This is a genomic window from Pseudomonas sp. RA_35y_Pfl2_P32 (assembly GCF_963970735.1).
GTDB lineage: Bacteria > Pseudomonadota > Gammaproteobacteria > Pseudomonadales > Pseudomonadaceae > Aquipseudomonas.
Genome location: NZ_CAXAQF010000001.1, coordinates 84,442 through 108,271 on the forward strand (window position 1 = coordinate 84,442; position 23,830 = coordinate 108,271).

General features: G+C 60.9%; 27 protein-coding genes. 12 read left to right on the plus strand and 15 right to left on the minus strand.

The window, feature by feature from the left end:
- The first annotated feature begins 119 nt into the window (after positions 1-119).
- The gene (locus AACY45_RS29225; protein ID WP_445261153.1) at positions 120-824 is read left to right on the plus strand and encodes a methyl-accepting chemotaxis protein; all 705 of its coding nucleotides are present in this window, start codon (positions 120-122) and stop codon (positions 822-824) included.
- 12 nt (positions 825-836) lie between these two features.
- Here AACY45_RS29225 and AACY45_RS00405 read toward each other — a convergent pair whose 3' ends face one another.
- Together AACY45_RS00405 and AACY45_RS00410 are read right to left on the minus strand one after the other, a co-directional pair.
- Positions 837-2,021: a GAF domain-containing sensor histidine kinase gene (locus tag AACY45_RS00405; protein ID WP_339543633.1), complete on the minus strand. Its 1,185-nt coding sequence runs from the start codon at positions 2,019-2,021 to the stop codon at positions 837-839.
- A gap of 145 nt (positions 2,022-2,166) precedes the next feature.
- On the minus strand, positions 2,167-2,487 hold the full coding sequence (locus AACY45_RS00410) for a PepSY domain-containing protein (RefSeq protein ID WP_339543634.1): 321 nt from the start codon (positions 2,485-2,487) through the stop codon (positions 2,167-2,169).
- Positions 2,488-2,641: 154 nt separating this feature from the next.
- Here AACY45_RS00410 and AACY45_RS00415 point away from each other — a divergent pair, with 154 nt between their 5' ends.
- Positions 2,642-3,529, plus strand: a complete 888-nt coding sequence (locus AACY45_RS00415; RefSeq protein ID WP_339543635.1) for a sterol desaturase family protein — start codon at positions 2,642-2,644, stop codon at positions 3,527-3,529.
- Between the two features lie 4 nt (positions 3,530-3,533).
- Here the strand turns inward: AACY45_RS00415 and AACY45_RS00420 are convergent, their stop codons facing one another.
- Positions 3,534-4,217 carry a helix-turn-helix domain-containing protein gene (locus tag AACY45_RS00420; protein WP_339543636.1) on the minus strand — a complete coding sequence of 228 codons (684 nt, stop codon included), beginning with the start codon at positions 4,215-4,217 and terminating at the stop codon, positions 3,534-3,536.
- Entirely contained in the window at positions 4,218-5,345 is a 1,128-nt protein-coding gene (locus AACY45_RS00425; protein ID WP_339543637.1) for a glycerophosphodiester phosphodiesterase, read from the minus strand.
- Between the two features lie 238 nt (positions 5,346-5,583).
- Between AACY45_RS00425 and AACY45_RS00430 the strand changes: the two genes are divergently transcribed.
- On the plus strand, positions 5,584-5,910 hold the full coding sequence (locus AACY45_RS00430) for a DUF2025 family protein (RefSeq protein ID WP_339543638.1): 327 nt from the start codon (positions 5,584-5,586) through the stop codon (positions 5,908-5,910).
- Here AACY45_RS00430 and AACY45_RS00435 read toward each other — a convergent pair.
- Both AACY45_RS00435 and AACY45_RS00440 read right to left on the minus strand, forming a co-directional pair.
- On the minus strand, positions 5,907-6,230 hold the full coding sequence (locus AACY45_RS00435) for an antibiotic biosynthesis monooxygenase family protein (protein WP_339543639.1): 324 nt from the start codon (positions 6,228-6,230) through the stop codon (positions 5,907-5,909). The two genes, AACY45_RS00430 and AACY45_RS00435, sit on opposite strands and share 4 nt — an antisense overlap.
- Positions 6,227-6,937, minus strand: coding sequence for a CTP synthase C-terminal region-related (seleno)protein (locus tag AACY45_RS00440; protein WP_339543640.1), 711 nt, complete (start codon positions 6,935-6,937; stop codon positions 6,227-6,229). Before AACY45_RS00440 ends, AACY45_RS00435 begins: the two co-directional genes overlap by 4 nt.
- Positions 6,938-6,951: 14 nt before the next feature.
- Between AACY45_RS00440 and AACY45_RS00445 the strand changes: the two genes are divergently transcribed.
- Positions 6,952-7,902, plus strand: a complete 951-nt coding sequence (locus AACY45_RS00445; RefSeq protein ID WP_339543641.1) for a LysR family transcriptional regulator — start codon at positions 6,952-6,954, stop codon at positions 7,900-7,902.
- 6 nt (positions 7,903-7,908) lie between these two features.
- On the opposite strand, the gene AACY45_RS00450 is transcribed toward AACY45_RS00445, so the two are convergent.
- The 3 genes from AACY45_RS00450 to AACY45_RS00460 all read right to left on the minus strand — a co-directional run bounded on the left by AACY45_RS00450 (position 7,909) and on the right by AACY45_RS00460 (position 10,359).
- A complete protein-coding gene (locus AACY45_RS00450) occupies positions 7,909-8,445 on the minus strand; it encodes a DUF1003 domain-containing protein (protein ID WP_339543642.1) in 537 nt (178 codons plus the stop codon).
- Between the two features lie 57 nt (positions 8,446-8,502).
- Complete coding sequence (locus AACY45_RS00455) at positions 8,503-9,561, minus strand: diguanylate cyclase (protein ID WP_339543643.1); 1,059 nt, start codon at positions 9,559-9,561, stop codon at positions 8,503-8,505.
- 189 nt (positions 9,562-9,750) lie between these two features.
- The gene (locus AACY45_RS00460) at positions 9,751-10,359 is read right to left on the minus strand and encodes a TetR/AcrR family transcriptional regulator (RefSeq protein WP_339543644.1); all 609 of its coding nucleotides are present in this window, start codon (positions 10,357-10,359) and stop codon (positions 9,751-9,753) included.
- 203 nt (positions 10,360-10,562) lie between these two features.
- Here AACY45_RS00460 and AACY45_RS00465 point away from each other — a divergent pair, with 203 nt between their 5' ends.
- Positions 10,563-11,618, plus strand: coding sequence for an MBL fold metallo-hydrolase (locus AACY45_RS00465; RefSeq protein WP_339543645.1), 1,056 nt, complete (start codon positions 10,563-10,565; stop codon positions 11,616-11,618).
- Positions 11,619-11,639: 21 nt separating this feature from the next.
- On the opposite strand, the gene AACY45_RS00470 is transcribed toward AACY45_RS00465, so the two are convergent.
- From AACY45_RS00470 to AACY45_RS00480, 3 genes are all read right to left on the minus strand, one after another.
- Entirely contained in the window at positions 11,640-11,957 is a 318-nt protein-coding gene (locus AACY45_RS00470) for a helix-turn-helix domain-containing protein (protein ID WP_339543646.1), read from the minus strand.
- A 164-nt stretch (positions 11,958-12,121) separates the two neighbouring features.
- On the minus strand, positions 12,122-13,081 hold the full coding sequence (locus AACY45_RS00475) for a hypothetical protein (protein WP_339543647.1): 960 nt from the start codon (positions 13,079-13,081) through the stop codon (positions 12,122-12,124).
- Positions 13,082-13,288: 207 nt separating this feature from the next.
- Positions 13,289-14,536, minus strand: a complete 1,248-nt coding sequence (locus AACY45_RS00480) for a ribonucleotide-diphosphate reductase subunit beta (RefSeq protein WP_339543648.1) — start codon at positions 14,534-14,536, stop codon at positions 13,289-13,291.
- Between the two features lie 36 nt (positions 14,537-14,572).
- Here AACY45_RS00480 and AACY45_RS00485 point away from each other — a divergent pair, with 36 nt between their 5' ends.
- Positions 14,573-14,758: a hypothetical protein gene (locus AACY45_RS00485; protein ID WP_339543649.1), complete on the plus strand. Its 186-nt coding sequence runs from the start codon at positions 14,573-14,575 to the stop codon at positions 14,756-14,758.
- A 229-nt stretch (positions 14,759-14,987) separates the two neighbouring features.
- Here the strand turns inward: AACY45_RS00485 and AACY45_RS00490 are convergent, their stop codons facing one another.
- Positions 14,988-15,809, minus strand: a complete 822-nt coding sequence (locus AACY45_RS00490; protein ID WP_339543650.1) for an HDOD domain-containing protein — start codon at positions 15,807-15,809, stop codon at positions 14,988-14,990.
- 36 nt (positions 15,810-15,845) lie between these two features.
- A complete protein-coding gene (gene ygfZ / locus AACY45_RS00495; RefSeq protein ID WP_339543651.1) occupies positions 15,846-16,787 on the minus strand; it encodes a CAF17-like 4Fe-4S cluster assembly/insertion protein YgfZ in 942 nt (313 codons plus the stop codon).
- A 149-nt stretch (positions 16,788-16,936) separates the two neighbouring features.
- Here ygfZ and AACY45_RS00500 point away from each other — a divergent pair, with 149 nt between their 5' ends.
- Entirely contained in the window at positions 16,937-17,191 is a 255-nt protein-coding gene (locus AACY45_RS00500) for an FAD assembly factor SdhE (RefSeq protein ID WP_095169761.1), read from the plus strand.
- Positions 17,175-17,624 (plus strand): protein YgfX, encoded by a 450-nt coding sequence (locus tag AACY45_RS00505; RefSeq protein WP_339543652.1) that lies wholly within the window; start codon positions 17,175-17,177, stop codon positions 17,622-17,624. The genes AACY45_RS00500 and AACY45_RS00505 overlap by 17 nt, the downstream gene beginning before the upstream one ends.
- On the opposite strand, the gene nadB is transcribed toward AACY45_RS00505, so the two are convergent.
- Positions 17,593-19,209, minus strand: a complete 1,617-nt coding sequence (nadB, locus tag AACY45_RS00510; protein ID WP_339543653.1) for an L-aspartate oxidase — start codon at positions 19,207-19,209, stop codon at positions 17,593-17,595. The two genes, AACY45_RS00505 and nadB, sit on opposite strands and share 32 nt — an antisense overlap.
- Before the next feature lie 558 nt (positions 19,210-19,767).
- Between nadB and rpoE the strand changes: the two genes are divergently transcribed.
- From rpoE to AACY45_RS00530, 4 genes are all read left to right on the plus strand, one after another.
- Positions 19,768-20,349, plus strand: a complete 582-nt coding sequence (gene rpoE / locus AACY45_RS00515) for an RNA polymerase sigma factor RpoE (protein ID WP_003172477.1) — start codon at positions 19,768-19,770, stop codon at positions 20,347-20,349.
- Between the two features lie 31 nt (positions 20,350-20,380).
- Positions 20,381-20,968 carry a sigma-E factor negative regulatory protein gene (locus AACY45_RS00520; protein ID WP_339543654.1) on the plus strand — a complete coding sequence of 196 codons (588 nt, stop codon included), beginning with the start codon at positions 20,381-20,383 and terminating at the stop codon, positions 20,966-20,968.
- 8 nt (positions 20,969-20,976) lie between these two features.
- Positions 20,977-21,936, plus strand: a complete 960-nt coding sequence (locus tag AACY45_RS00525) for a MucB/RseB C-terminal domain-containing protein (protein WP_339543655.1) — start codon at positions 20,977-20,979, stop codon at positions 21,934-21,936.
- Between the two features lie 249 nt (positions 21,937-22,185).
- Positions 22,186-23,616, plus strand: a complete 1,431-nt coding sequence (locus tag AACY45_RS00530; RefSeq protein ID WP_339543656.1) for a DegQ family serine endoprotease — start codon at positions 22,186-22,188, stop codon at positions 23,614-23,616.
- Positions 23,617-23,830: the final 214 nt, after the last annotated feature.

A 23,830-nucleotide genomic window follows, 5' to 3' on the forward strand; every position in this document is an offset into this window, starting at 1 on the left:
GCAGTGCCACGGACCTGGACAACGCCAGCGGCGAACTCAATTCCATTGCCGGCCTGATGTCCCACGGCACCAACGAACAGTTCAGCCGCACCGACCAGGTGGCGACGGCGATGAACGAAATGTCCGCCACCGCCCAGGAAGTTGCGCGCCATGCAGCCGCTGCGGCGCGGGCGGCGGATGATGCCGACCAGTCGGCCCAGCAGGGGGAACTGGTGATGCAAAGCACCATTGAGTCGATCACCCAGATGCGGGGGGAAATCGCCAACACCGCCACCGTGATCCGCCGCCTGGAAACCGACAGCGGGCGCATCGGCAAGGTGCTGGAAGTGATTCGCGGCATCGCCGAGCAGACCAATTTGCTGGCGCTCAACGCGGCCATCGAAGCGGCGCGTGCCGGCGAGGCCGGACGTGGTTTTGCCGTGGTGGCCGATGAAGTGCGCAGCCTGGCCCAGCGTACGGCGGCATCGATCATCGAGATCAACCAGATCATCCAGAGCGTACAGACCGGTGCGGTGGACGCGGCGCTGGCGATTGAAAGCGGTCAGTCGCGCAGCAATGAGAGCGTCGAGCAGGTGACCCAGGCTGGGCTGATGCTGGAACGCATCACTGAGTCGGTGGAAGCGATTCGCGACATGAACCGCCAGATCGCCACCGCCGCCGAGGAGCAGACGTCGGTGGCCGAAGACATCTCGCGCAACTTGACCGAGATCACCAGCATCGCCAGCACCAACCTGGACAACGTGCAGCGCACGGAAGCGGCGAGCAATAACCTGCACGGTTTGTCGGGCCAACTCAATGAAGTGACGGCGCGCTTGAGCGCCTGAGGCACTGGCCGCTCAGTGCTGGGCGGTGAGCGGCAGCCTGAAGGTGAACAGGGTGCCGTCCTGTTCGGTGGAGATCACCTCCAGGTGGCCGGCATGGGAGCGGGCGATCTGGCTGGCAATGTACAAACCCAAGCCGAGACCGGCCTGGGGGGTAGCGCTGGCCGGTCTGGAGTAGGGCTGGAATAACTGGGGCAGGACTGATTCGGCAATCTCGCCCTGGTTTTTTACCCTGAGCACAAAATACCCCTGTTCGATTTGGGCGCTGACTTCGACGGTGCTATCGGCAGCGCCATGGACGACCGCGTTGGCCAGCAGGTTGGAGAGCAGCTGCGCGACCCTGTCGCGATCACAGTGAATCCCTGTCAGCTCGCCGAAGCGGGCAATGATCTGGCGCTCGGGATGGACGCTACGCACTTCGCTGATCACCTGCAGCAGGGGTTCGTCGAGGTCCGGGCAGGCGGCGATGACCACCGGAATCCCACCGCCCATGCGGCCGCGGGCAAAGTCGAGGACATCTTCGACCAGTTGCGAGGCGCGGCGCCCGCTGTTGAGTATGTGCCGGGCCAGGGTGTCGGTGGCCGGGTGAGCGTGTTTGTGCAGCAGGCGTTCGGCGCCCACGGTGATGGCGAACAGCGGGTTGCGCAGGTCATGGCCGAGTACGGCGATGAACTGTTCGCGCAACTCGGCCGATTGGCGCTCCTCGCGTAGTTGGGCTTCGGTTTGCTGCAGGTTTTCTTCGGCCTCGATCTGCAACGACAGCAGGCGGGCGAAAGACTCCACGGTGCTCTGGATGGGACTGGACTTGAGCTCGGCGGGGTTGGGGTCGAGTGCGCAAATAGTGCCGAAGAAACGTCCGTCGGTGCGGAACACTGGCACCGAGATGTAGCTTTCGAACTGGTAGAGCCTGGGGGTGTGGTGCTGGCAATACAGCGGATCGTCACTGGCCTTGTCGATGACCACTGACCGGTGGCTGGCGCGAACCTGATGGCAGAGGGTGGAGGCAATGTCCAGTTCGCCGCCCACCAACAGGCCGAAATCCAACTGGTCGAGTAGCGCACAGGCGGTCCATGAGGTTCCGGTGACCCGCGCCACCGCCGCGAAACGCAGGCCGGTCATTTCCCTGATGACCTGGAGCATGGCGGGCACTGCACTGATGCGGCCGATGGTCGCGATATCGGCTGCCACTGTTGAGCTCATGGGCCAAGGGTCTCTGCAAAAGGGGGGATGGACGGAGTCTAGCCAACCAGCGTACGCCTTGTGCGATTTTGGCGTATGGCTATTTCGTCAACGCAAAAAAAAGCCGCTCAACCGTGAGGTCATGCGGCTTTCTTGTGCTGTGCGCTTACTTGTCTTGAACGTTGCTCAGGACCGCGCCGGTCTTGGCGTCGAGCTTGGTCTCCCACTTGGCATTCTTGGCATCACGGATTTCCACCTCGTAGACATAAGTGCCGGTGGTGGCGTTATGGTCCAGCTCGGTGTCGGTGATGTTGGCCGCGGTGGTGCCTGGGTGCTGGGCAAGGGCTGCCTGGTTGAGTTTTTCAAAGTCCATGACAGTGCCGGCCTTGAGCAGCCCCGGGATCTGGTCCGGGCGCACGTCAGCCATGGCAAAACCGGCGGTCAGGGTCAGGGCTGCGGCAGTGAACAGGGTGGTCAACTTTTTCATGGGGGGCATTCCTTGGTTGAGCTGTTTAAGTGGAGTCAGGTTAACCGGCGCAACTTAACTCATCCTTAATCCACGCCGGCTGCGCTTTGCGCCATTTGTTCAATCCTCGCACATCAAAGCGTTTCATGCTGGGCCCAGGTCAAAGGAGGCTCAAATGAAACGCTGGTTAACAACGCTGTATGCCCCGGTTTTCCTGGGCGGATTCCTGGCTTTGGGTATCGCTGTGGTCGGTGGGGCAGGCCGTTCGCCCGGGTGGCTGGTGGTGATTTTTCTCTGTGCCCTGCTGGTGTCGTTCCTGGTCGAACGGTTGCTGCCCTATGAACCGCAGTGGAACCGCAATCTGGGGGATGGCTGGCGCGATGTGGCCCATGCACTGGTCAACGAAGCCTGCAATGGGGCGGCGTTGCTGATCCTGCCGGGGCTGGTGGCGCTGCTGTCGTTCGAGGGCCTGTGGCCTGGCAGTTGGCCGCTGTGGGGCCAGTTGCTGCTGGCGATCGCGATTGCCGATGCGGGCGTCAGCCTGACTCATTACGTCAGTCACCACGTGCCCTGGATGTGGCGCCTGCATGCGGTGCATCACAGTGTCCAGCGGCTCTATGGCTTCAACGGATTGATGAAACACCCGTTGCACCAGATGCTCGAGGCGGCGGTGGGGTTCTTGCCCTTGATCGTGTTGGGTATTCCGCTGGACGTGGCACTGTTGCTGGCGTTCGCCATCAGTCTGCAGTTGCTGTTGCAACACTCCAATGTCGACATGACCCCGGGGGTTTTGTCCCATGTGTTCGCCTGGGCACCGGTCCATCGCCTGCACCACATGAAGTACGGTGCCGCCGGTAATGTGAACTTCGGCCTGTTTTTCAATCTGTGGGACCGCTTGCTGGGCACGGCACTGCACGCCGGCGCCTATTCCATCAGGCAGGGTGAGTTGGGGATTGGCAATCGCGCGGACTTCCCCCAGGGGTATGTCGAGCAACTGCTGGAGCCGTTCAAGCCCGAGCAGTTCAGTGACGAGCCGCCGGTGCCGGAGGCGTTGCGCCGCTAAGGGCTCAGTCGAGCAGGCGGATGTCCATGCCATTCAAGCCGTGGCTGGCGGTCACCCCGAAGATTTTTTTCAGGGTGCGCGACAGGTGCGCGGCATCGGCAAAGCCAGCCGCGTGGGCGGCCACCGTGAGCTTGCTGCCAGACAGCATCAGTGCCATGGCCAGGCGCAGACGACGCCAGAGCACCAGGCGCCGAACGGGCAGGCCGACCTGGCGGGCGAACAGCCGTTCCAGTTGGCTCAGGGAAACATGGGCCTGCGCGGCCAGGGACGCCGCCGAGACCTTGCCTGCCAACAGGCTGTCCAGGGCCTGCAAGGCACGGCCAATGCGCGGGTCGTTGAGGGGGCGCCGTGGGCACTGCAACAAGGCGTGGGCCATGGCTGGCAAGGACCGCTCGACGTCGACCAGGCAGTCCTGCAGGGCCTGGGCCTCGAACATCAAGGGCTCGGCGTAGATACACAGGACGTTGTCCACACCGTGCATGATGGCGTGGTTGCGCAGCGATTCGATAAACAACCGGTCGCAGACCTGGGGGGCTCCTTCCAGGCTGACCTGCAGCGGTTGGCCGCCAGCGATGATCAACTGATGGGCGTAATGCGCATGGGGCGCGGTACGCCCCAATCTGCCGTGGACCAGGCCATAGTCGCGGCCCAGCCACAGTTGGCCTTTCCACTCGTGCTCGTTGCTCACTCAGAAGCCGTTGCGTTCAAGTAACTGGGCCACACTGCCGGTTGCCGGACGCTGGTAGTACTTGAGCAGTTCGCTGGCGCGGTTGGTGAAGATGCCGTCGACTCCGGCGGCCATCACTTTCTGGAAGTCGACGTCTTCGTCGAGGGTATAGACATGCACCAGCAGGCTCTGGTCGTGGGTGTACTGGTTCATCCACGGTTGCACCAGGTTGGCATAACTCTGGTCCCCTAGGCGGGTCAGGGTCGCGGATGGGCCCGTGCCGATGGCGCCCTGGGCCTTGGCGTAGTCGACCCATTGCTCGAAGGCGGCGTTGTCCTTGGGTTGCTGCCTGGCATAAAAGGTGGCTTTGTCCTTGTCCCCGGACTCGGCGAACTTGATCTTGGACTTGGGCTCGATGCTGCCCTCGGCGACCCACAGCAGGAGGATCTTCGGCACCTGCGGCATTTCCTTGTGCAGCATCTGCAGGCTGTTCTTGTCGAAGGTCTGCAGCACGACCTTGCCTTTGCCCTGGCCCACGCCCAGTTCGCTCTTGGCCAGCTTGGAGCCGGCCGGGCTCAGCCAGCCGCGGTCTTGCAGCTTGTCCTTGAGGTCGCGCTCGATCCCCGGGAATTGCTGGGGTTCCTTGGTCTCGATGTACAGGCCGGGCTTGTGCCGTGGGTTGCCTTGGGCGATGTCGATGACTTCGTCCAGGGTGAGGATTTTCAGGCCCACGTACGCAGGTCGGGCGCGATCCGGGTAGGCGCTGTTGAACCAGCTGCCGGCATCGAGGGTTTTCAGCTCGGCGAGGGTGAAGGCGTTGGCGGGGCTGTCCTTGCGTTCAGGGAACTTGCTGGCGACGTCGGTGGTGCGTTGCAGGTTGTCGTCGTGCAGGGCGAACAGCACGCCGTCCTTGCTGCGTTGCAGGTCCAGTTCCAGGTAATCGGCGCCCAGGTCGCGCGCCAGTTTATAGGCGGCGGCAGTGGATTCCGGAGCATCGAAGGAGGCGCCGCGGTGGGCGATCACGGCCGGGTGCGGGATGCCGTTGGCGGTGGCCAGTGCGTTCGGGCCGGGCTGGCTGAGCGCCTGTGCCTGGCCGCCGCCGAGCATCAGGCTCAGCAACAGGACGCTGTGGGTGAAGTTGACAGGCATGGTCGAAGTCCTTTCGTCAGTCGTTTTGCAAAGGAGTACCTTTTAACAACTGAGCGAGCGTTGTGCTATCGCAGCACCGACATAAACCCCGCTTTAGACGGTTTTTTTCCGCGCTTTTGTGCGCGACTTTGCAGTACTCTTGGCCCCGGCAGTTTCCCCGGCAGAGGGAAACCCGGATGCTTGCCTTGCGTGTAAACCATTGATCAGCGGTCCATTGGGACCTTACGTGAGGTTTATCATGCCCATCACTTCGCAACTCATCTGCCAGGCCGCCGACCAACTCAACGGCTTCGTCGGCCTCAACCGCAAGACTGGCCAGTACATCGTGCGCTTCAGCGAAGACTCGTTCGGCATGGACGTCGCCGACGACGGCATCATCCCCTCCAGCGAGTTCGTCTGGGCCCCTGGCCCGGAGCAGGCCATGACCCTCAAGCGCGAACTGATCCAGGTGTTGCTGGATCAGAACATCGACGACCGAATCAACATCAGTGAACCGCTGCGGGTGTACATGCGCCGCGCCGATGTGCCGGAGATCTCGGCCCTGCGCCAGCGGGTGCCGGGCTAGGTGGCGAAGGCATACGCGCGCTCGACCTTGCACACCCGCGTGTGAAACCCCTGGTACCAGGTCGCGCGGCCTTGCTCGCGGATGGCGCTGTGTTCGGCGTGGCGCTTCCAGGCGAGGATCGCTGCTTCGTCGGTCCAGTAGGACACCGTGATGCCCAGGCCATCTTCACCGCGCGCCGATTCCACGCCGAGAAACCCTGGCTGCTTGCGAGCCAGTTCGACCATACGCTGGGCCGCCTGGCCGTAGCCGTGATCGTCTTCCGTGCGCAGCGAGGTAAAGATCACCGCGTAGTAGGGGGCGGCTGGGGTGTTGGCGATCATCGCGGATTCCTCGCGCAGGCCTCGACAAAGGCCTTGACCAAGGGCGGCAACCGACCCTCGAGCGCGGCCCGTTCCGGTTGAAACAGGCTGGCGACGAAAAACGGATGGCCCTGCAATTCGATGGCCCGCAGGTCACCGCCAGAGTCGTGGCCCGTGGCGCGCAGGCCGTGGCGCAGCAGGGCGTCGGCGAACTCGGGGTTGATCCCGTAGCGGCAGCGGTAGCCTTCGCTGATGTGCTGGCTGGCGTAGGCCGTGGCAATCAGCGAGTCCTCGCGCAATTGGATAGTGTCGATGGCCTCGACCAAGGCGCAGGCCAGGGGCGTGATCACGGCGCGGGTGGCGTCGGGTGAGGTTTCGCCATGTTCGGCGTCGGTCCAGCCCAGGACGTGGCGGGCGAACTCCAGCACCGCGTGTTGAAATCCACCGCAGGTACCGAGGAACGGCCGCTGCGCTTGCCGGGCAAACTGAATCGCCCGCAGCGCGCCGTCGGCGTTGCGGTAAGGGCTGGCAGGCACGCACCAGAAACCGTCGAAGTCGGTGAAGCGGGTCTGGTCGTCGATCCGCTCGGTGGCCAGCCACTGCGACTGCACCTCTCGCCCCGTGTGCTGGGCGGCCAGGTTCAGGGCCAGGGGAATGGCCTGGTGGGCGAGGACCTGCGGGTCGTAGTCGCCGATCAGGGCAATGCGCAGTTGGGCTGGATTGGACATGGCGTCTCCAAGACTTGTCGGTTGTTGGGGGGCACTATAGATTGGCGTTCACGCAATCAATATGGGCGTTTACCCAAGTGATCAATGCAGCTGCGCACTATCAACTGGACTACCCCGACCTGGTGCTGGTCCTGGCGTTGGTCCGCGGCGGCTCGCTGGCCCGGGCCGCGGCGTTGCTCAAGGTCGATGTCTCGACGGTGTTTCGTGCGGTCCGGCGCCTGGAAGCTGGCTTGGGCCAGGCGCTGTTCGAGAAAAGCCGCGCCGGCTACTTGCCCACCAGCCTGGCGCAAACCCTGGCCGAGCAGGCCGAACGTGCCGAACAGGCACTGGATGCGGCGCGGGTCGGCGTGGAGCAAGGCGGTGAAGTCATCAGCGGCACGGTGCGCCTGACCTGCACCGACTCGGTCTTGCACGCCTTGCTGCTGCCGGCCCTGGCGCAGTTCATGCCGGGCTATCCGGCGTTAACCCTGGAGCTGAGCACCTCCAATGATTTTGCCAACCTCAGCCGCCGCGATGCGGACATTGCCCTGCGCCTGACCCGGGCGCCACCGGAGCATCTGGTGGGCCGTCGCCTGGCGACGGTGTCCTATCGGGTGTGCGCCAGCGTGAATTACCTGCCGTCGGTCGATTCGAGCGACCTCGCGCGCCTGAGCTGGATCGCGCCGGATGACTTCCTGCCGGATCATCCCACCGTCACCTGGCGACGCCAGCAGCTGCCGGGCGTGCAGCCGAGCTATCGCTGTAACAGCATGCTCGCGGTGACTGAGTTGGTGCGGGCGGGGCTTGGGGTAGCGGCCTTGCCGGACTTTCTGATCGACCCTGCCCAAGGGCTGCGGCCATTGAGCGAACCCTTGCTGGGCTACGACACCAGCCTGTGGTTGCTGACTCGCCCGGACTGCCGCGCGCTGCGCTCGGTGGTGACCCTGTTTGATGAGTTGGCGCGAGCCATTCGTTTGCCCGCCTAGGGGGCGTCAGGCTTGTGGGGGTGGGTTGCCCAGGACGTGCTGATGCACCTGTGAGGTGAGGTTTTCTATGCGCTCGGTCAGGGTCTTGGTCATTTCCGTGAGTCGGGTGTTCTGTTCAAGCAGTTGCAGCAGTTGGGCGGCATTTTGCGCCGCTTGCGCCTGGCGTTCGGCATTGGCCACGGCCAGCGCCTCACGGTGTTGCGCGTCGGCATCGGACTGGGCCTTGTCGCGCGCGGCCTGACGGGTTTGCGCCAGCAGGATCAAGGGCGCGGCATAGGCTGCCTGGAGGCTGAATGCCAGGTTGAGCAGGATGAACGGGTAGACATCGAAGGAGGTGACACCGGTGGTGTTGAGGGCGATCCAGACGGCGACGATCAGGGTCTGAGCACCAAGAAAGGTCGGCGTGCCGAAAAAGCGCGCAAAGGCCTCGGCTTTCAAGGCGAAGGTGTCGTTGCCGAAGGTCGCGGCCAGATGCGCGTGGGGACGGTGAAAGCGCAGGTGGTCGACCGGGGCTGCGGCGGGGGGGGGGGTGGCTGGGTTCATGAGGGTCTCTGCAGGTCCGGGGGACTGAAGCTCACTATACGCCCCACGGCGCTGCTCTCATGCCGGATCTGTTGTGCTGACCTGTGCACTGCTGATTCTGTTGCGGCCATTGCTCTTGGCGCTGTACAGCGCCTTGTCGGCCGCCTCGAGCCACTGCCCGGCATCACTGAAATGCGCCTGGTAGGTCGCCAGGCCAATGCTCAGGCTGACCTTCAGTTGCGCGATGGCAGGGTGGCGATAGTCGGCGAAGACCAGGCGTAGACGCTCCATTACCTCAATGGCCTGGTCCAGCGGCAAGTTCGGCAGAATCACACAGAACTCATCGCCGCCGTAGCGTCCCGCCAGATCGTTTTGCCGCAGGTTGCGCTTGAGTTCGGCGCTGAGTTGGCGCAACACGCTGTCGCCGACGATATGCCCGTAGGTGTCATTGATGGCCTTGAAGTGATCGATGTCGATCAAGCCAATGGTGGCCTGGCCCCGTTGCTGTTGGCACTCGTGGAAGCTGACCTGCAGCAGGTCTTTCCAGGTTCCGTGATTGAGCAGGCCGGTGAGGCTGTCCGTGCGGCTCAAGGCACTGAGTGCGCGTTTGTGCTCGGACAGTTTGATCGTCAGGCGATAGCAGACCATGCCCACCGCGAGCGGATAAAGCGTCAGCATCGGCAAGCAGGCATACACCTGGAGCTGGCTGACCTGCGGTGAGAAGCCGATCCCCAGCAGCGACCATGACATGCCGATACCCAGCAGTTGGGCGAGGCTACCGTGGACCAACAGGCGCAACCCGCCGGCGGCCACATTGTTCATGGCCATCATCGAGAGGATGGTCACGGTGGTCAGGGGGTTGAAGTGCATGGTCGCGGCCCAGAAACCGCCCAGCAACGAGTCGATCAACAGGTTGCGGCGTTCCGCCTGGTAGGGGAATGCCGAGCGGGTCGACAGTTGATAGGCCAGGTGCGCCCAGCACACAGCGTTGAAACCCAGCAGCCCCCAGACCCAGGCCGGTACCCCCAAGGGATAAAGCGCCGCTGCGACACTGATGCAGCCAATGCCCAGGCCGATGATCCGCGGTTTGTAGATGCGTCTGGCAAATGACAGGCCTTTGCCGCGTTGATTTTCCATAGCTCACTGCGCTCATGTCGCCCCGAAACACTTTGTTGTGTTTTATCCAGGGCTGCGATCCATCGAATAAACAGGTCAATAGTGTCACTTATTGCAGGCGCGAGCATCAGACAGATGATGGGTCCGGTGCAGGCGCCAGGCACTTGCCTGCGGCATGACAGCGTAGCTCAAGGTCGTTGGTGCGGCGGATCAGCGCTGATAGCAGGCCAGGAACATGTCCAGTGCCGACTCGATGACAGTGCTCTGCATCTCGGCGGACAGGGCCGGCTGGTTCATGGAGATCTGTGGCCAGAAGGCGAAGGCCTTGAGCATCCCATGCAATTGTTGGGCGGCGAAGTCGGGATCGACCGGCTTGAGTGTGCCGTCAGCCTGGGCTGCACGAATCCAGGCAGTCAGGACTTCCTCGCGCTCGCCGATGCGCAGGACCATGTCTTGGGCACGCTCGGGCGAGTGGATAGTGGCGGCGATAGCCACGCGGGCCAGGTCGAGGAAGCTGTTGTCCGCCAGCAGGGCCAGCTTGCTGTGCAGCAATTGCCCGAGCTGTTCGCGCAGCGGTTGCCCGGGGTTATAGACGCTGTCTTCCTGGGCGCAAATATTGGTCCACAGACGCTGGAGGATTTCGGCGAACAACTCTTCTTTGCTGGCAAAGTGGTTATACACCGTGCGCTTGGACACCCCCGCCGTTGCGGCAATCTTGTCCATGCTGGTGATGTCGAAGCCGTTGCTACGGAATTCGGTGATCGCCGCCTGGACAATGGCTTCGCGTTTGCGGTCGGTCAGGCGCTGGGGGGCTGTCATAAATACGCTTCGGCAGAGTGGGTGAGCACTTACACCCAGCAGTTTACTTATTCCCGGGTTTGTTGCAATGTAGAAACTACACCGTGCAGTGTAGTTGCTCGGTGCGAAATCAGAATTTGCGGCTGACGCGTGCGTGCATTGGCCCTTTATCGTCCGAAAAAGAGAATCTGCGGCTACAGCGGATTTTCTGGAGTCATTTGAACATGGCCACTTTCTCTTACCAGGCGGACAGCGCCACAGAACTGAAAACCTCCCGCCAGGTGCAGGGCCGTTACCGCAACCATGCCGCGGTACGCCAACCCAGCTTGCGCAAGACTGTGCAGATCTTCTGGAACATGTTGTTCAACAAACCACGCAACACCCGGCCGACCGGAGCGATTCCGGTTCAGGGCCTGACCCGCGAGCAGTTGCACGGTGCCCCCAATCACAGTGTGTTCCGGCTAGGGCACTCCACTGTCCTGTTGAAACTGCGCAACAAGTTCTGGCTGACCGACCCGGTTTTCGCCGAGCGCGCTTCTCCGGTGCAATGGGCTGGGCCCAAGCGCTTTCATCAGCCGCCGATCAGCCTTGATGAGCTGCCTGACATCGAAGCGGTGATCCTGTCCCACGACCACTACGATCACCTCGACCATCAGACCGTCCTCAAGCTGGCAGACAAGACCCGCCACTTCATCACACCGTTGGGCGTGGGTGAGACATTGATCAAGTGGGGCGTCGATGCCAGCAAGGTGCGTCAACTGGACTGGTGGGAAGGCACGCAGATCGATGGGATTCATTTCATCGCTACCCCGTCCCAGCACTTTTCCGGTCGTGGCCTGTTCGATGGCAACAGCACCCTCTGGGCTTCATGGGTGGTCATCGACGGCGACAAACGCATCTTCTTCAGTGGTGACACCGGCTACTTCGACGGCTTCAAGGCGATCGGAGAACAGTTCGGACCCTTCGACCTGACCCTGATGGAAACCGGCGCCTACAATGTCGACTGGCCACTGATTCACATGCAACCCGAACAAACCTTGCAAGCTCACATCGATCTCAAGGGGCGTTGGCTGCTACCGATCCACAACGGCACCTTCGATTTGTCGATGCACGCCTGGCACGAACCCTTCGACCGCATCCTGACCCTGGCTTGGGAGCAGAGCGTGTCCATCACCACACCGCAAATGGGTGAAGCCTTCAACCTCAATCAACCGCAACACGGGCAGGCCTGGTGGCTTGAGGTTGAAGGGCAGGGGGAGCAGGCGGTTGCCAATGGTTAAGGTTGGCAGCGCTTGAGTTGATCACTCGATCATCGCGAAATCCGCTCGCTCCACCGGATCCGGTGCCGAACCCCTGATGCTCATGCCTCGACCTGGAGCAAAGCCGGGAAAGAACACCAGGCCCTCGGCCTCCAGCCGGTAGGCCAGGGCCAGGCGGGTGACGTCGAGCACTTCGGCACCGGCTTCGAACCGCGCTATCGCGTCTACGCTGACCCCGGACTCGCGGGACAATTGTTCCAGTGACCAATCCAGCATCGCACGGGCCTGTGCACTGTGTTTGGGGGTGAACTGGAACAGGGCGATACGTTCCAGGGTGACTTTCATCGCAAGAGAGGCCATGGGTTTCTCCGGGGTCGAGAGTGGCAAATCAATAAGTACTGTGTTTTTGTACAGTTGTTTTGCGTCCGGATCAAACTCATTTTTTGATTGATGCGATATCGTGCGGTCGAGGCGGGTACTAGACGCTTGTACCGGTACTCCACGAGTTGAGCGTTACGCCGTGTTTACTTAGCGTGCAACTGCGGCGCTTGCCGAATGATGAAGTGATCCAGATTCTCGATGTTGGCACTGAACACCCCGAACGTCTGCTCGGGGTGTTTCTTGCTCGGCACCTGCTTCAACTCCGGCGTCACGCCGTAGAAAAAGCAATACAGTTCCTGCTCGCTCTCGATGGCGTGCTTGATCTCCTCGAGGAATGCCTGGCGTTTGCGGTAGCTGTCGATCAGCTTCTTGCCCAGGTACAGGGTGACCGAGTAGGGCTTTTTCTCGAACCAGGTTTTCTTCTCGAAGTCGATGCGAAAGCTTTGGGTGTAGTCCTTGATCTCCTTGATCTTGCCCCAGTAAACCAGGCCTTTGTTGTCTTGCAGGTATTCGATCTTCTTGAAGAACGAGGCGTAGGACGCCGTGTGCTCGCCAATTTTCAGCGGCATGCGCTTGAGCAGGTCCTTGTTCTCGAAGTTCGAAACGAAACACTCCACCGGATGGGCAAAGACGCTGGTCTTGTCCGGTGCGGACTCCACTGCCGGGCGCTCGACCTGGCTGTTAGCCGGAGCCACTGGCACCTGATCCTGCATTCTGTTGCCAGTCACCTGGGCGCTACCAGGCTTGCGCACATACTGACGCCGGGTCAGTAACAACTCCGACGGAAAATGCTCCTCCACCCCGTCATCCGTTTCCACACCATCGGCGCTCGGCGTCTTGAGGCTGACATACGGACAACCCTCCACATGCCGGGTGCTCGGCACATTCTTGAAGTGCGGCGTGCGGATGTAGTTCACGCTCTTGGCATTGATCGTCCCCAACACGTTGGCCACCCCAAAGGCCGAGCGACAGACGTCGTTGGGGCACTGGAAGTGTTCCTTCGCCGAGTCGAACGCCATCGTCTCGTCAAAATTCAGGTCCCGCACGTCATAGATCGACAGCTTGGCGTCGAGGCTGAGGCAGTAGGCGCGGTCGAATTTCATGGCGGCTCGGGTCCTGGAGGGGAGGGGTATTAATAGCGGGATGCGCTGATTGTTTTCAACCCTGGCATCCCCAGGTAGGAGCAAGGCTCGCCCGCGCTTGACGTTATCAGTGGCACAACTCGCAAAGGGCTCACAAAAAAGCCCTGGACGCATGACGCATCCAGGGCTTTTTCAGATCATCGACTCAGCGGTGATGAGCGTCAGGAATCAATCCCAGCTCAATGCCCCACCGGTCTGATACTCAATCACCCGAGTTTCAAAGAAGTTTTTCTCTTTCTTCAAGTCCATGATCTCGCTCATCCATGGGAACGGGTTAGTGGTACCTGGGTACTCTTCTTTCAAGCCGATCTGCGACAGGCGACGGTTGGCGATGAACTTGAGGTAGTCCTCCATCATCGCGGCGTTCATGCCCAGTACGCCGCGCGGCATGGTGTCGCGTGCGTATTCGATTTCCAGTTGGGTGCCCTGCAGGATCATCTGGCTGGCTTCTTCCTTCATTTCGGCATCCCACAGGTGCGGGTTTTCGATCTTGATCTGGTTGATCACGTCGATGCCGAAGTTCAGGTGCATGGATTCGTCGCGCAGGATGTACTGGAACTGCTCGGCGACGCCGGTCATTTTGTTGCGCCGGCCCATGGAGAGGATCTGGGTGAAGCCGCAGTAGAAGAAGATGCCTTCCAGGACGCAGTAGTAGGCGATCAGGTTGCGCAGCAGCTCTTTGTCGGTTTCGACGGTGCCGGTTTCGAACTTCGGATCGGAGATCGAACGGGTGTACTTCAGGCCCCAGGTGGCTTTTTTCGCGACCGATGGGATCTCGTGGTACATGTTGAAGATCTCGCCTTCATCCATGGCCAGCGATTCGATGCAGTACTGGTAGGCGTGGGTGTGGATCGCCTCTTCGAACGCCTGGCGCAGGATGTACTGGCGGCATTCCGGGTTGGTGATCAGGCGGTACACGGCCAGTACCAGGTTGTTGGCAACCAGGGAGTCGGCGGTGGAGAAGAAGCCCAGGTTGCGCATCACGATGCGGCGCTCGTCGTCGGTCAGGCCTTCCGGGTTTTTCCAGAGGGCGATGTCGGCGGTCATGTTGACTTCTTGAGGCATCCAGTGATTCGCGCAACCGTCCAGGTACTTCTGCCAGGCCCAGTCGTATTTGAACGGGACGAGCTGGTTGAGGTCGGCGCGGCAGTTGATCATGCGCTTCTCGTCAACGGCAACGCGGGCAGAGGCGCCCTCGAGTTCGGCCAGGCCTTCGGCGACGTCGAGTTTGTCGAGGGCGGCCTTGGCGCGAATGATCGCGGCCGAGTCGCTGGCGGTCACAGCGCGCGCTTCGAGCGCAGCAGCACCACCGGCGCTGTCGAGGCGGTCCATGTTGGCTTCTGTTGCGTGGCCAGCATTGGCGCCTTTGGCGACAACTTCGCCGTCTTCTTTATCGAATTCGTCCCAGCTCAGCATGACGTGTCGTCTCCTGCGTGAGGGCCAGTTGCCCGTGTGAAAACTCTGAAGGTCGGTTATTCACACGGCCTGGTGGCCGCGGTGGATCTAAAGGAATCGTTTGTTGCAGCGGTACGCAGGCAAAAAACAGAAATGTCTACGGGTGTCCTGAAGTCGCTGAAGGGCGGAGTCGACGTGGTCATCTCCGGCGATGGCTTCAGCATGGCTTTCACCTTCATGTAAGGAGGTGTTGCAGGCCCGATTTACCGGCGCATTATAGGTGTTTTTTTCGGCTTGTGGTGCGACTTACTGGCTCAGTAAGCGGCCATGAGGCCTGGTTTTTGGACAGAGCGAGAGTTTATGGGGCTTTGGCCGGCATAGATTTTTTTTGCCGGGTATCGGTAAATTTCTACCAATAACAACCTGCTGTCCCGCAAGCTCCACGCAAAGCCCGCAGGGGCGGGCGTACGGGTCAGTAAAACATCGTGCGCGAGTCTTCCAGTTCGGCGCAGGGGATGGGCTTGTTCGGGTTGATCCCCAGCCGCTTGAAGGCGGGCAGGCTGCTGATGTCGATCTGGGCCAGTGGGTGTTGGGCGCCCTGGTGCGCATGCACGGTCGCCACTTGCACCAGGTCGACGTAGTCGACAGCCCCGGGCTGGCGCTTGAAGTCCAGGTATTGTCCCGGCAGATTGACCAACATTTCCGGAAACTCCCAGACCTTCAGCAGTTTGTCACCGAGCAACGGGTGGATGCGCTCGATCACATGATTGAGGCTAACCGGGTCCGAGAGCAGTTCGTAGTGGTCTTGGGCGTAGGTCAGGATTGGCAGCACGCCGATCTGGTGCACCAGGCCGCCCAGCGCCGCCTGGTCAGGCTTGAGCTGGGTGTGGCTTCGGCACAATGAATAGCTGATGCCGGCAATCTCCTGGCTCTTGCGCCAGACGTCGCGCATCTTCTGGCCGACCACGTCGGAGCGAGCATGGAAAATCTGCTCAATGACCAGGCCAATGGCCAGGTTACTGCTGTAGTTGATGCCCAGCCGAGTTATGGCCGTATGCAGGTCGGTGACTTCCTGGGCGCCGCGCAGCAGAGGACTGTTCACCACTTTGATCAGGCGCGCCGACAGGGCGGTGTCGCGGCCGATGACTTTACTCAGGGTGGTGACGCTGATATCCGGGTCTTCGGCGGCCCGGCGAATCTGCAGGGCCACTTCCGGTAACGTTGGCAGAACCAGGTCATCGTTATCGATGGCCTCAACCAAATCCTGTTGGACCTTTTCCGCCAGCTTGCTCATTTCGTTTCTCTAGGTGTTGCGACAAAGTACTGCGGATTAACGCTGGATCTCGCGATCCCGATCCAGTTGGTAAGGCAGTTCGAGCAGGTGCAGGGCCGGGCCTTCGAGTGCGCCAAGGTGCAGGTCGGCGCCTTCAGCCGCTTCGGCCTGCAGCACTGCCAGCAGTTCAATGCCCTGTTCGGCGTGGGCGGCGAGGACCACTTCGCCAATGGCGCTGCCGTGGGTGGGCGAGAACAAGGCGGTGCCTGGCTCGGGCAGTTCGCTGGCGTCCAGTTGCAGGCGATACAGGCGGCGCTTGAGTTTGCCCAGGTACTGCATGCGCGCGACGATTTCCTGGCCGGTGTAGCAGCCTTTCTTGAAGCTCACGCCGCCTACCGCCTGCAGGTTGAGCATTTGCGGGATGAACAGCTCGCGGGTAGCGGGCATCACCTGGCCGATGCCGGCGCGGATCTGGCCCAGCAGCCAATCGTTGAGGGAGCCCTGGGCGAGAGTGGCCGAGAGCTGCGTCGCCAGGCTCTGTGCCTGGGCGGCTGGGGCCCAGAGTTCAGTACGGCCAGGGGAGACCCGGATGGCGATCAGGCTCTCGTGGCGGGCGACCGAGTCGGTGGTTGGCGGCAGGTCCAGTCCCAGGGCTGCCAGGGCGGCGTCGGCCTCCACCAGGCCGAAACGAACCCAGGCGGCGCTTTCATCGGTGAGTTTGGACTTGGAGAACACGGCGTATTTTTTCAGGTCGGCCAGTTGCGGTTCCAGCAACTCGCTGGCCATCGCCAGCAGCACCCCGTCACCCTCCAGCACGATGCGGAAGCTCGACTGCATACGGCCCTTTTGGGTGCAGCGCGCGCCGAGGCTCGCCTGGGTGTCGCTCAGGTAGTTGAGGTTGCAGGTCAATTGGCCCTGAAGAAACGTGCTGGCATCGCTGCCGCGGACGGCGAGCACGCCTTCATGGGACAAGGTGCAGAAAAAAGCGGAATCAGCCATGGGTCATCGCAGGGTAAAAAGTCTGGAGGACATCATAAGGGGGCGCTCTGGAAATGGGTAGTTTACAAAAGCCTGGAGGTGCCCGACCAAAGCCGACTGTTCGACCGGGGCTGGGGCTGTATACTTGCGCTCTATTTGAGGAGCGCTCCATGGTCGAAGATGTTGAACTCAATCGCCTCTACTGGCACAGCCGCCGCGGTATGCTTGAACTTGACGTGTTACTGGTGCCCTTTGTCAAAGAGGTTTATGCGCACCTGAACCAGGTCGATCGCGACTGCTATGTCAGGTTGCTCGAATGCGAAGATCAGGACATGTTCGGCTGGTTCATGGAGCGCTCCGAGTCGGAAGACCCTGAGCTACAGCGCATGGTCCGGATGATCCTGGATCGTGTCCAGCCCAAGTAGTTTCGAATGCCGCTGGCGGGCCTCACGGCCACTGCTGGCGGCCTATCTCCTGGCCCAGCTGTTCGCACTGGGCTCGCTGTTTCTACTCGATGTTGCCCAGTGGGCCCGCCTGGCGGGTGTTTTGCTGTGCCTGGCGCACGGCGCCTGGGTGCTGCCGCGGCAGATTCTCCTGACCCATCCCGCTGCCTTCACGGGCTTGCGTCGCGATGCCGAGGGCTGGCAATTGTGGAGTCGGGGCGGTGGCTGGCAAGCCGTGCAATTGCGCCCCGACAGCCTGGCCTTGCCGTTGATCGTGGTGCTGCGCTTTCGCGTGAGTGGCGAGCGCTGGGTGCGCTCGATCTGTGTGCCGCGCGACGCCTTGGCGCCGGATGTACATCGGCGCCTGCGGGTACGGCTCAAGTTCAGTCGGCGTAGGTGGGCGGCACCAGAATAGTGTCCAGCGCTTGCGGTAACAGGTCCGGGTAGTCGAGGGTGTAGTGCAGGCCGCGACTTTCCTTGCGTTCCATGGCTGACTGGATCATCAGTTCGGCCACCTGGGCCAGGTTGCGTAGCTCAATCAGGTCGCGGCTGACTTTATAGTTACTGTAGAACTCGTCGATCTCGTCCAGCAGCAGGCGCACTCGGTGCTGGGCGCGCTGCAGGCGCTTGTTGGTGCGTACGATGCCAACGTAGTCCCACATGAACCGCCGCAGTTCATCCCAGTTGTGGGCGATGATCACGTCTTCGTCGGAGTCGGTGACCTGGCTGGCGTCCCAGACGGGCAGGGCGCTGGGGATCGACACCAGGGGCAACTGTGCGAGGATGTCCGCGGCTGCCGAGCGGGCATAGACGAAACACTCCAGCAGCGAGTTGCTGGCCATGCGGTTGGCGCCGTGCAGGCCGGTGAAACTGGTTTCGCCGATGGCATAGAGGCCGGGGACGTCGGTGCGGCCTTGCTGGTCGACCATCACCCCGCCACAGGTGTAGTGCGCAGCCGGGACCACTGGGATTGGCTGGCGGGTAATGTCGATGGAAAATTCCAGGCAGCGCTCATAGACCGTCGGGAAGTGGCTCTTGATGAAGGCTTCGGGTTTGTGGCTGATGTCCAGGTAGACACAGTCGATCCCCAGGCGCTTCATTTCGTGGTCGATGGCCCGAGCCACAATGTCCCGTGGCGCCAGCTCGGCTCGAGGGTCGAAGCGTTGCATGAAACGCTCGCCGTTGGGCAGCTTGAGGTGCGCTCCCTCACCGCGCAGGGCCTCGGTGATCAGGAAGCTCTTGGCTTGCGGGTGGTACAGGCAGGTCGGGTGGAACTGGTTGAACTCCAGGTTGGCGACCCGGCAGCCCGAGCGCCAGGCCATGGCGATGCCGTCGCCACACGCGCCGTCGGGGTTGCTGGTATAGAGGTAGACCTTGGCCGCACCACCGGAAGCGAGGATCACGAACCGCGCGCCGTAGGTGTCGACCTGGCCGGTGCCGCGATTGAGCACATAGGCACCAAGGCAGCGATCGCCTTCCAGGCCGAGGCGTTTTTCAGTGATCAGGTCAACGGCGACCCGTTGTTCCAGCAGTTCGATGTTCGGGCGCTGGCGTGCTTGCGCCAGCAAGGTGTTGAAGATTGCGGCGCCAGTGGCATCGGCGGCGTGAATGATGCGTCGATGGCTGTGGCCGCCCTCGCGGGTCAGGTGGAACTCAAAACCGCCGTCTTCGGTACCGGACTGTTCGTCGCGGGTGAAGGGCACGCCCTGATCGATCAGCCACTGAATGGCTTCGCGGCTGTGCTCCACCGTGAACCGCACCGCATCTTCGTGACACAGCCCACCACCGGCGTTGAGGGTGTCGTCGACATGGGATTCAACGGTATCGGTGTCGTCCAGCACGGCGGCGACACCGCCCTGGGCCCAGTAGGTCGAGCCGTTGGCAAGGTTCCCTTTGCTCAATACCGCAATGCGCAAATGGTCGGGCAACGTCAGTGCCAGACTCAGGCCGGCAGCGCCGCTGCCAATTACCAGAACATCGTGTTGAAACTGTTGGCTCATTTCAGGATTCCGCTCAAAGCGACCCGGGACGGGGTTGGCGCAAGACACCTGAATCGGCGAGTCGAGACAGCCACACAGCGCACTAGTATATAGAGGGGTGGATCGGCACAATAGTCGAGCCTTCGTGGCAATGTGAAACTACTGTGACGAAAAAATCTGAAGCCTGTGCTGGGTGTTTTACCTCGTGAGGAAGCAAACAACATAGGTTTTTGACGACATACCCTGCTTTTTCGCCTCGTGGTTGCACATTGTTGGTTTCGCATAGCTATAAAGATTGGGAACTTTTGCCAAGGCTCCCAACTCAATAGAAGGTTGCCTGAAACAAGGGACAGCGTCGGTTTCACGCAGGATCTGTGTTCCGGTCATTGCGTATGGATTCGACAACAAGATTATTCGCGCAGCCGGCCAAGCCGGTGCTGCGTTTTTCGTGTGTGCCAAATCAGCGCGCGCAGGAAACTTGCTTGGAGGGGGAGAACTTTTGCGCAAAGCTCGAGTCTATGTTTGCAAGCCTGATCGATTAGCCATGCAAGCCTCCTCCGAGCTTATCGAGGAGTGTTCATGCTAACCCAGGAAGAGGATCAGCAGCTGGTCGAGCGCGTTCAGCGCGGCGACAAGCGTGCATTCGATCTGTTAGTGCTGAAATACCAGCACAAAATTCTCGGGTTGATCGTGCGTTTTGTGCACGACACCCATGAAGCCCAGGATGTTGCACAAGAAGCCTTTATCAAAGCTTATCGTGCACTTGGAAATTTTCGCGGGGACAGCGCGTTTTATACGTGGCTTTACCGCATCGCCATCAACACGGCGAAAAACTATCTGGTTTCACGCGGCCGCCGGCCGCCGGATAGCGATGTCAGTTCTGAAGATGCGGAGTTCTACGACGGCGATCACGGCCTCAAGGATCTCGAGTCACCAGAGCGCGCATTGCTGCGGGATGAGATCGAAGGCACCGTCCATCGAACCATTCAGCAACTGCCAGAAGATTTACGTACGGCACTAACTTTACGTGAGTTTGATGGTCTGAGTTACGAGGATATTGCGAGCGTCATGCAATGTCCGGTGGGTACCGTGCGCTCCCGGATCTTCCGCGCTCGGGAGGCCATCGATAAAGCCCTGCAACCTCTGTTGCAGGAAAACTAAAGACAGCGGCGACAGCCAAGAGAGGAACGCCATGAGTCGGGAAGCCCTGCAGGAATCGCTGTCCGCAGTGATGGATAACGAAGCGGACGAACTGGAGTTGCGTCGGGTGTTGAATGCCTTCGACGATGTTGAAACCCGCGAAACCTGGGCGCGTTACCAGATTGCTCGGGCGGTGATGCACAAGGACTTGCTGATCCCGCGTCTGGACCTGGCTTCGGCCGTTTCGCAAGCCCTGGCTGATGAAGCCGTGCCAGCGAAAGTCAGCCGTGGACCTTGGCGTAGTCTGGGCCGTCTGGCTGTTGCGGCCTCCGTGACTGTTGCAGTATTGGCGGGTGTGCGTCTGTACAACCAGGACGAGATCGCTGGCGTTGAATTGGCCCAGCAATCCACTCAACCGGGTCTGACCGTTCCTCAAGTCAAGGGTCCCGCCGTTTTGGCAGGCTACAATGAGAGTTCGCAAGCCACGGGTCCGATGGCCAACGGTGTCTTGCAGGGGCAGCCAGGCTGGCACGATCAGCGTCTGCCAGGTTATCTGCGTCAGCATGCTCAACAAGCTGCACTCAAGGGTACTGAAAGTGCCTTGCCTTATGCTCGTGCAGCGAGCCAGGAAATACGTTAAGGAGGATCATGCGCGCCATACCTCTACTCACGCTTTTGCTCAGTGGCTGGTTCATTGTTCCAGCCCATGCCGATGAGGCTCAGGACTGGTTGAACCGTCTGAGCCAGGCCGAGCAGCAGCAGAGCTTTCAAGGCACTTTCATTTACGAGCGTAACGGTAGCTTCTCTACCCACAACATCTGGCATCGTGTCCAGGATGGCAAAGTCCGCGAGCGTTTGCTGCAGCTCGACGGCTCGGCCCAGGAAGTCGTGCGCATTGATGGACGTACTCAATGCGTGAGCGGCAGCTTGGTGGCAGGGCTGGAGGATACTCCCGACTCGTCCACTCGAGCACTTGACCCACAAAAGCTGAAGAATTGGTACGACCTTGCCGTCATCGGCAAGTCGCGCGTGGCTGGACGGTCGGCGGTGATCGTTTCACTGACGCCCCGTGACCAGCATCGTTACGGTTTTGAATTGCACCTGGATCGGGAAACCGGTCTACCGCTCAAATCCTTGCTGCTCAATGAAAAAGGCCAGTTGTTGGAGCGCTTCCAGTTTACCCGTCTGGACACTGCCGACGTACCTGGTGACCAGGACCTGCAGGCCAGTAACGAGTGCAAGGCCGTGGCGCTGGACAGCAACAAGGCGGCAGCAGCGAAGACGGCCCAGGCCTGGCATTCCGATTGGTTGCCGCCAGGTTTCGAGTTGACCAGCAGCAGCGCCCACAAGGATCCGCAGACCAAGGTTCAGGTCAGTAGCCTGATGTATGACGACGGCCTGGCGCGTTTCTCGGTATTTCTCGAGCCGCTCAATGGTGAAGTAGTCACCGATACCCGCACCCAGCTCGGGCCCACCGTTGCCGTTTCACGGCGCTTGACTACACCCGATGGCGAGATGATGGTAACCGTGGTGGGGGAGATTCCGATCGGTACCGCCGAACGGATCGCGCTGTCCATGCGCACCGCTCCATCGACGTCCAAGCAGTAAGTCGATCCAGTGCCGCTCATCGAACGACGGGTTGGTTGTGGAAAAGGTCAGTCATGGCTGGCCTCACAATCGAGATGTCGAAATGTTTGGTGAGCATTTCAGTTTGCAAAACTTCTTAAAATTTTCTATAGGTCAGAGCCCCTCGGCTCTGGCCTTGTATAGTTGTTCCCGGAACAAAAGTACCGATGGCTGTTCCCTGGTGTTTCTTGTTCCCTATCGCTTAACCATGCTCGTCGTAACGGGAGCCGTATGTCGATACCACGTTTAAAATCCTACCTGACTATTTTTGCCACCGTGTTGGTGCTGGGTCAGACCGTTGCTGCCCAGGCAGCCGAATTGCCGGACTTCACCCAACTGGTCGAGCAGGCCTCGCCTGCCGTGGTGAACATCAGTACCACGCAAAAATTGCCGGACCGTAAAGTCTCCAACCAGCAGATGCCAGACCTGGAAGGCTTGCCACCGATGCTGCGCGAGTTTTTCGAGCGCGGCATGCCGCCACAGCAGCGTTCTCCTGGCGGTGGCCGCCAGCGTGAAGCGCAATCCCTGGGTTCGGGCTTTATCATTTCCCCGGACGGCTACATCCTGACCAACAACCATGTGATCGCCGATGCCGACGAAATCCTCGTGCGCCTGGCTGATCGCAGTGAGCTCAAGGCCAAGTTGGTCGGCACCGACCCGCGCTCCGACGTGGCGCTGCTGAAAATTGAAGGCAAGGACCTGCCGGTGCTGAAACTGGGTAAATCCCAGGACCTCAAGGCTGGGCAGTGGGTAGTCGCCATCGGCTCACCGTTCGGCTTTGACCACACCGTGACCCAAGGCATCGTCAGTGCCATCGGGCGTAGCCTGCCGAACGAGAACTACGTACCGTTCATCCAGACTGACGTGCCGATCAACCCGGGCAACTCCGGTGGCCCGCTGTTCAACCTGGCGGGCGAAGTGGTGGGGATCAACTCCCAGATCTACACCCGTTCCGGTGGTTTCATGGGGGTCTCGTTTGCCATTCCAATCGATGTGGCAATGGACGTCTCCAACCAGCTGAAAAGCGGTGGCAAAGTCAGCCGTGGCTGGTTGGGCGTGGTGATCCAGGAAGTGAACAAGGATCTCGCCGAGTCCTTCGGCCTGGACAAGCCGGCTGGCGCGCTGGTAGCCCAGATCCAGGACGACGGTCCGGCAGCCAAGGGTGGCTTACAGGTCGGTGACGTGATCCTGAGCATGAACGATCAACCGATCGTTATGTCGGCGGACCTGCCACACCTGGTGGGCGCGCTCAAGGCTGGCGCCAAGGCGAATCTTGAAGTGATTCGCGACGGCAAGCGCAAAAACGTCGAGCTGACAGTCGGCGCCATTCCAGAAGAAGGCAAAGAGCTGGATGCGCTGGCCAAAAATGGTGTCGAGCGCAGCAGCAATCGCCTGGGCGTGGCCGTGATTGAGCTCAGCGATGAGCAGAAGAAAGCGTTCGACCTCAAGGGCGGCGTGGTGATCAAGGAAGTCCAGGATGGCCCTGCTTCGTTGATCGGCTTGCAGCCTGGCGATGTGATCACGCACCTGAACAATCAGGCGATCGTATCGGCCAAGGAGTTCACGGAGATCGCCAAGGCGCTGCCGAAGAATCGTTCGGTGTCGATGCGGGTTCTGCGCCAGGGGCGCGCCAGCTTCATTACCTTCAAGCTGGCTGAGTAAACCGAACCGGTTACTCATAGCGCCAAAAGCCGCCTCGATTGAGGCGGCTTTTTTTTGGTCTGGCGAATGTGCTCCAGTAAGCATCGCGTCGCCCATTGGTTGATCGCGGGCAGGCCGTGCTCCTACGGCTTTCGCAGGCAAAAGAAAACCCCCGGCAAGTCCGGAGGACCTGGCGGGGGGTTCGGTTAAGCGCCGGGTGGCGCTTAGGGGCTCA